6 protein-coding genes, 1 rRNA gene and 1 pseudogene are annotated in these 7,132 nt (G+C 55.4%); 3 read left to right on the forward strand and 5 right to left on the reverse strand.

What is annotated here, in order from left to right; translation table 11 throughout:
* Nucleotides 1-9: 9 nt before the first annotated feature.
* A complete protein-coding gene (locus FEZ21_RS18890; protein ID WP_003441573.1) occupies nucleotides 10-1,329 on the reverse strand; it encodes a Na+/H+ antiporter family protein in 1,320 nt (439 codons plus the stop codon).
* Nucleotides 1,330-2,785: 1,456 nt separating this feature from the next.
* Between FEZ21_RS18890 and FEZ21_RS22890 the strand changes: the two are divergent.
* Both FEZ21_RS22890 and FEZ21_RS22895 read left to right on the forward strand, forming a co-directional pair.
* A pseudogene (locus tag FEZ21_RS22890) lies at nucleotides 2,786-2,932 on the forward strand (HAMP domain-containing protein); the annotation flags it as partial.
* 102 nt (nucleotides 2,933-3,034) lie between these two features.
* Nucleotides 3,035-3,790, forward strand: coding sequence for a methyl-accepting chemotaxis protein (locus FEZ21_RS22895; protein WP_369826391.1), 756 nt, complete (start codon nucleotides 3,035-3,037; stop codon nucleotides 3,788-3,790).
* A gap of 45 nt (nucleotides 3,791-3,835) precedes the next feature.
* Here the strand turns inward: FEZ21_RS22895 and FEZ21_RS18900 are convergent, their stop codons facing one another.
* From FEZ21_RS18900 to FEZ21_RS18910, 3 genes are read right to left on the reverse strand one after another with little or no spacing between them, the layout of a single operon-like run.
* Nucleotides 3,836-5,155 (reverse strand): ATP-binding protein, encoded by a 1,320-nt coding sequence (locus FEZ21_RS18900; RefSeq protein ID WP_010656477.1) that lies wholly within the window; start codon nucleotides 5,153-5,155, stop codon nucleotides 3,836-3,838.
* Nucleotides 5,152-5,820, reverse strand: a complete 669-nt coding sequence (locus FEZ21_RS18905) for a response regulator transcription factor (protein WP_003441568.1) — start codon at nucleotides 5,818-5,820, stop codon at nucleotides 5,152-5,154. The genes FEZ21_RS18900 and FEZ21_RS18905 overlap by 4 nt, the downstream gene beginning before the upstream one ends.
* Nucleotides 5,820-6,134 carry a PepSY domain-containing protein gene (locus tag FEZ21_RS18910; RefSeq protein ID WP_003441566.1) on the reverse strand — a complete coding sequence of 105 codons (315 nt, stop codon included), beginning with the start codon at nucleotides 6,132-6,134 and terminating at the stop codon, nucleotides 5,820-5,822. Before FEZ21_RS18910 ends, FEZ21_RS18905 begins: the two co-directional genes overlap by 1 nt.
* A 209-nt stretch (nucleotides 6,135-6,343) precedes the next feature.
* Between FEZ21_RS18910 and queD the strand changes: the two genes are divergently transcribed.
* Nucleotides 6,344-6,700, forward strand: a complete 357-nt coding sequence (queD, locus tag FEZ21_RS18915) for a 6-carboxytetrahydropterin synthase QueD (RefSeq protein WP_003441563.1) — start codon at nucleotides 6,344-6,346, stop codon at nucleotides 6,698-6,700.
* A 166-nt stretch (nucleotides 6,701-6,866) separates the two neighbouring features.
* Here the strand turns inward: queD and rrf are convergent.
* Nucleotides 6,867-6,982 (reverse strand): 5S ribosomal RNA (rrf, locus tag FEZ21_RS18920).
* Nucleotides 6,983-7,132 lie beyond the last annotated feature (150 nt).

A 7,132-nucleotide genomic window follows, 5' to 3' on the forward strand; every position in this document is an offset into this window, starting at 1 on the left:
GCCGTGCCCTTACAACACCATTGCTGCAACCCAGCCAAACGCCAGCAATGGCAGGTTGTAATGCAGGAAGGTGGGCACCACGGTATCCCAGATATGGTGATGCTGGCCGTCCACGTTCAAACCGGAAGTCGGACCCAGGGTTGAGTCCGAAGCCGGCGAACCGGCATCACCCAGGGCTCCGGCGGTACCGACGATGCAAACGATGGCCATCGGACTGAAACCCAGTTGCACACACAACGGCACAAAAATCGCCGCCAGAATCGGTACTGTCGAAAACGACGAGCCAATGCCCATGGTCACCAGCAACCCGACCAGCAACATCAGCAATGCCCCGACACCCTTACTGTGGTTGATCATGCCTGCAGACGCCTCAACCAGGGATTTCACTTCGCCGGTGGCTTTCATCACCTCGGCAAAACCCGATGCGGCAATCAGGATGAAGCCAATCATGGCCATCATTTTCATGCCTTCGGTGAACAGGTCATCGGTCTCACGCCAGCGCACAATCCCTGACGCCGAGAAAATCAGAAAGCCTGCCAGTGCTCCGATGATCATGGAGCCCAGCCACAGCTGAATGATAAACGCGGCAGCGATGGCAACTCCGGCCACCAGCAGGGTTCGCGGGTTGTAGCTGATAGCCACTTGCTCGACCTGCTCAATCTTGGCCAAATCATATTCACGCTTTTTGCGGTAACTGATGAATACAGCCACCAACAACCCGAACAACATGCCTAGCGCCGGGATCGCCATTGCGTGGGTGACATTGACCTGGCTGACATCCACCCCGCTCTTGCTGACGTTGGCGAGCAAAATCTGGTTGAGAAAGATGTTGCCGAAGCCCACCGGTAAAAATATGTATGGCGTAATCAAGCCAAAGGTCATGACACAGGCGATCAGGCGCCGGTCAATTTTCAACTTGGTGAGCACGTACAACAGGGGCGGAACCAGCAAGGGAATGAAGGCGATATGAATCGGCAGGATGTTCTGCGAAGAGATTGCGACCACCAGCAACAAACCGATCAGTAGCCACTTGAGGCGATTGCCGCCGACAGCCTGTTGTCTATTGACCATGATCAGGGCCTTGTCGGCCAGTGCATGGGCCAGGCCGGACTTGGCGATCGCCACCGCGAAGGCACCCAGCATTGCATAGGACAAGGCGACCTGCGCGCCGCCACCCAAGCCGCTGTTGAACGCATCGAGCGTTGCTTCGATGCCCAGCCCGCCCACAAGGCCGCCGACGACGGCACCCGTGATCAGGGCGATCACCACATGCACACGGGACAGACTGAGCACCAACATGATGCCGACCGCGGCAATTACTGCATTCATCATTACAACCTCTTAGCGCGCACTACGATAAAACACCGTAAAGCGGAAAATTTCGGGCAAAAGGCTGCTGTTCCAGTCGCCGGTCTGAAAGGGAGTGCTTATTTGGGGGCGCACACTTTGCAGCAGCATTGACGCCTTGTCAAAGCACACGCCAAAGGCCTGCGGGGATCATCGCCTGAACGGGGATACCCTTAATTCTGACAGGGTTTAATCTTTTTAAAATTTGAAAACGTAACCTCTAAATACAGATTTCCCCATAAAGAAAACTATCGGCTGGCCGCTAACAGACAAAGCCTCTATTCAGGATGTCTCCATGTCGCTCAGACAGCTTTCCATCCAATGGAAAATCACCCTCCTCGCCGGACTCTGCCTGCTGGGTATCGTCGCTCTTCTGGTGGGACTTTCCCTCTACCGCATGGATTACACGGCCGATCTGGTGGAGGCCTCAAGCACGCAGATGCTCAATGAGTCCGCACAGGCCCGTATTGAGGCCCAGGGCGAAGCTCAGGCGTTGGCCATCAGTCGCCAATTTATGGATGCCTATCAATACGGCAACGGGTTTGCACGACAAGTCCTGTTTTTACGTGAGCAATCGGAAAAGCGCTTTCTGGATGCTTTCGATCTGCGTGAAGATCTGACCCGACAGGTGAAAGCGGCCCTGCAGGCCAATCCCGACTTGCTTGGCTTGTCCCTGGTGTTTGAAGCCAATGCGCTGGACGGCAAGGACCAGCTGTTCGACCATCAATCAGAGCTGGGCAGCAACGACAAGGGCCGTTTTGCCCTTTACTGGTCGCAACCGACGCCGGGCAAGCTGACGTCGATGGCACTGCCTGAAACCGACATGACCGATACCAGTACCGGGCCCAGCGGCCAGGCGAATAATTCATGGTTTACCTGCCCGCGTACGACGCTCCAGCCGTGCATTATCGAACCTTACTTTTACGCGATCGATGGGCAAAACGTTTTATTGACCAGCATCGTTTTTCCGCTGATGGTCAAGGGCAAGGTCATCGCCTCGCTCTCGGTTGATATCAACCTCAACAGCCTGCAAACCATGAGCCAGCTTGCCAGCCAGAAGCTTTACGACGGGCAGACCAGCGTCAGCATTGTCAGCTCGGCAGGCATATTGGCCGGTTTTAGCAGCGACGCGAGCAAGCTTGGCCAACGTCTGGATCAGATTGACGCTGACGATGGTGCCCGGTTGAGTCAACTGATGGCCAGCGGCGGTCAGCCCCAGAGCATTCATGGTCACCAGCGGTTGAAAATCCTGACCCCGTTCCTGCCGATCCCGGGCAGCAAGCCGTGGGGGGTGTTACTCGATGTGCCGGAAAAGGTACTGGTCGGGCCGGCCCAGGCGCTGCAAGCAGAACTGGACGAGCGCAATAAGGCAGGCACCCTGATTGAGCTGTGCCTGGGCTCTCTGGCAGCAATCATCGGCCTGCTGCTGGTATGGCTGATGGCCCGCAGTGTGACGCGACCGATTCTGGGGGTAGCGCGCATGCTTGAGGACATTGCCAGCGGCGAAGGCGATCTGACCCGACGCCTGGCCTACGACAAGCAGGACGAACTGGGCCAGTTGGCAGGCTGGTTCAACCGCTTCCTCGACAAGCTGCAGCCGATCATCGCCGAGGTGAAACACTCGGTTCAGGATGCCCGCAATACGGCCGATCAATCGGCGGCCATTGCCACCCAGACCAGTGCCGGCATGGAACAGCAGTACCGCCAGGTCGATCAGGCTGCCACTGCCTCCCATGAAATGAGCGCTACGGCGCAAGATGTCGCACGCAGTGCCGCGCAGGCTGCTCAGGCAGCGCGCGATGCCGACCAGGCGACACGCCAAGGGCTGACCATCATTGACCGTACAACGTCCAGCATCGACCACCTGGCTGCCGACATGAGCGTAGCCATGACCCAGGTCGAAGGGTTGGCGGCCAATAGCGAAAAAATCGGTTCTGTACTGGAAGTGATTCGCGCGATTGCCGAGCAGACTAATTTACTCGCCCTCAATGCTGCGATCGAGGCGGCCCGAGCAGGCGAAGCCGGGCGCGGTTTTGCCGTGGTGGCTGACGAAGTGCGCAATTTGGCGCGACGAACCCAGGAGTCGGTGGAAGAAACCCGACAGGTGATTGAACAACTGCAAATCGGCACCAAGGATGTAGTGACGTCCATGGGCAACAGCCATCGCCAGGCCCAGGGCAGTGTCGAGCAGGTCGGTCAGGCAGTAACGGCATTGCAGCAAATCGGTGATGCCGTGAGCGTGATTACCGACATGAACTTGCAGATTGCCAGTGCCGCCGAAGAGCAGAGTGCAGTGGCTGAAGAGATCAACAGCAATGTGGCCACTATCCGCGATGTCACGGAATCATTGTCCGGACAGGCCAATGAGTCGGCACGGGTCAGCCAGTCGCTGAACTCACTGGCCAACCAGCAGCAAAAGTTGATGGATCAGTTCCGCGTCTGACCTGAAGTGGCATGATTGACGGCGGCCCCGGGGCCGCCGTCATTTTCAGCTCCTGCGGGCGGGTAGCCTGATCATCACCGACAAGCCGCCCAGCGCCCCCGTTTCAAGCTGCATTTCCCCACCCCAGACATCCACGATATCTCGCACAATGCCCAGGCCCAATCCATGGCCACTGGTTTGCTCGTCCAGCCGTGTTCCACGGCTGATAACCTGGTCGCGCTCTGTCTCGGGTATGCCCGGCCCATCGTCCTGGACTTCAATCTCATACCCGCCCGCGGTCTGGCGGATATTCAGTTCTACTTGCGAATCCGCCCATTTGCAGGCGTTGTCCAATAGATTGCCGAGCAATTCGAGCATGTCTTCACGGTCCCAAGGCATGTGCAGTCCTGGACTGGTGTTTAGCCTTAACTCCAAATGCCCGCCGTGAATCATGCCAAGGGTCGCCATCAACCCCGGCATTTCGGCGTCGACATCGAATTGAGCGCCCGGCAAGGCATCGCCTGCCAGACGGGCACGATTAAGCTCCCGACTCATACGTTGCTGCATCTGCTCTAACTGATCGCGCAGGGTTTTCTGTATCTGGGGATAAGCATCCAGCCGGCTGTCCTTGGCCAGGCTGATTAATACTGCCAACGGAGTTTTTAACGCGTGTCCCAGGTTGCCCAAGGCATTACGTGAACGCTTCAGATTGTCTTCAGTGTGGGCCAACAGGTGGTTTATCTGAGTGACTAAAGGCTCAAGCTCAAGGGGCACCTGGGCGTCGAGTTTTGAACGTTGTCCGGCCTGTAACTGTGCGATCTGCTTGCGGGCCGTTTCAAGTGGACGCAAAGCCCGATTAACCGTGAGCCGTTGCAACAGCAAAATAACGATCAGGGCGAACACGCCAATGGCCAACCCTATGCGCTGAACCTGCATGAAGCTTTCGCGTATGGGTGTGTAATCCTGGGCCACACTGATGGAAACCGCGTGGCCAAAACGCTGATAGTCACTGCGCAAGACCAGCAACATCTGCCCTTCGGGCCCCTCTTGCAACTTGCTGTCCAGGCCCGGATGACTGGGTCGCGGCAATTGAGCGTCCCAGAGTGAGCGCGAGCGCCAATGGATGTCACCAAACTGGATACTGAAGTAATGCCCGGAGAAAGGTCGATGGTAAGCCGGGGATAATCTGCGCTCATCCAGCTGCAAACCCTGGGGGCCGCGGCTCAAGGCAAGCAACAGGTTCTCGCTCTCGTTCTGTAGCCCCGACTCCAGATAGCGCTGAAGACCATTTTCAAATAGCCAGAGACTGACCTGACCGACCACCAGACCGGCAATCAACAGGACACTGATCAGACCCAGGCTCAAACGCCGCTGAATGGACTTCACTGGATGCCGGTACCAAAGATGTAGCCCTGCCCGCGACGAGTTTCGATCACTGTACGGCCCAGTTTTCGACGCAGATGGTTCACATGAACCTCCAGCACATTGGAGTCGCGCTCGGTCTCGCCATCATAGAGGTGCTCAGCCAGGTGGCTTTTGGACAGAATCTGTTGAGGATGCAGCATGAAGTAACGCAAAAGACGAAACTCGGCGGCGGTGAGCTGTATTTCAGCCCCCTCATTGATGACACATTGGCGCGACTCATCGAGTTGCAGTCCCGCGGATTTCAATAGCGGTTGATTCGACTGGCCATGGGATCGCCGTAATAACGCCTGCACCCGCAGTTGCAGCTCTTCTGGATGAAAAGGCTTGGTTACATAATCATCGGCACCGGCCTTCAGGCCATCAATGCGCTCCGACCAGGAACTGCGGGCGGTCAAAATCAGTACCGGTGTTGTCAGCCCTGTGGCACGCCATTGTTTAAGCACATCCAGACCTGGTAGCCCAGGTAGACCCAGATCGAGAATGATCAGGTCATATGGCTCGCTCTGCCCCTGATGCAAAGCATCACGACCGTCGGCCAGCCAGTCGACCGCATAACCCTGGCGAGTCAAGGAGGCCATCAGTTCATCGGCCAAAGGAACGTGATCTTCAACCAGCAACAAACGCATTAATCATCGACCTTATCTTTGAGCAATTGGCCATTACTGGCATTGAGCTTGATCTCTCGCACGACGCCACTCGGCGTTAACAATTCGACCTCATAAATATAAATGCCGTCATCCTCTTCCAGCTCTACCTCCAGCAGCTTTGCCCCTGGATGGCGCTGGAGAGCGCTTTGCAGGAGCTGCTCCAGAGGCAGTATTTCACCTTGCTCACGTAAACGTAATGCTTCGTCCTGCCCCAAGTCCCGCGCCAGGGTCAAAGAACAAAACGCACCAAGCATCAACGCTACAACCGTGCCCACTCGCACATGTACTCTCATCGCTAGCCTCAACGGCCTCTCCGGTGTATGTGTGTTTTCCCGCTACAAATGCGTAAACCATAGCGTTGCAGGCTTAACTGAAGCTGAATTGCTCACTCCGCTGGATAGGTGGCAGAGCGCTATACTCGCTCATGTCGAGTTAACTGTTAAACTGGCGGCCTGCATTCATCGCCCAGGCGATAGCCACCTTTTCAAGAGCTATAAACACTGTGGAAATTTTCAAAGAGTTTACCTTCGAATCTGCGCACCGCCTGCCTTTCGTTCCGCAAGGGCATAAATGCGGTCGTTTACATGGCCACTCGTTCAAGGTTGCAATTCACTTGAGCGGTGACATTGACCCCGCAACAGGCTGGATTCGCGATTTCTCGGAAATCAAGGCTATTTTCAAGCCGCTTTATGAGCAACTTGATCATAACTATTTGAATGATATTCCCGGTCTGGAAAACCCGACCAGTGAAGTATTAGCCAAATGGATCTGGCAACAGCTGAAACCTTTGCTTCCTGAACTGTCAGCGATTCGAATCCATGAAACCTGCACCAGTGGCTGTATTTATTACGGTGACTAAAAAGTTCGCATAAAAAAACCACCTTTATTGGTGGTTTTTTTATATTTGAAATTTGGCGGACTGCACTGACCCGGGCAAAATCCCTGTAGCACTGTCGAAACAGGCTTTTCTCGGCACAAAAACAAACCCCCTGTCTGCGTGAGCAGACAGGGGGTTTGGAATTTAATCTTGACGATGACCTACTCTCACATGGGGAAACCCCACACTACCATCGGCGATGCATCGTTTCACTTCTGAGTTCGGGATGGGATCAGGTGGTTCCAATGCTCTATGGTCGTCAAGAAATTCGGTAGCCAGCGCGTTTACCTTGCGGTCAACGTTCCAGCGAATGGGTATGTAATAGATTTGTGTGTTATGCAAACTTTCGGTTTGTATCGTCTTCACACACCGCAACTTGTCTGTTCTTGTCACCAAGAACGCAAATTGCTTGGG

Source organism: Pseudomonas sp. 9.1(2019) (genome assembly GCF_009910445.1).
Taxonomy (GTDB): Bacteria; Pseudomonadota; Gammaproteobacteria; order Pseudomonadales; family Pseudomonadaceae; genus Aquipseudomonas; species Aquipseudomonas paraversuta.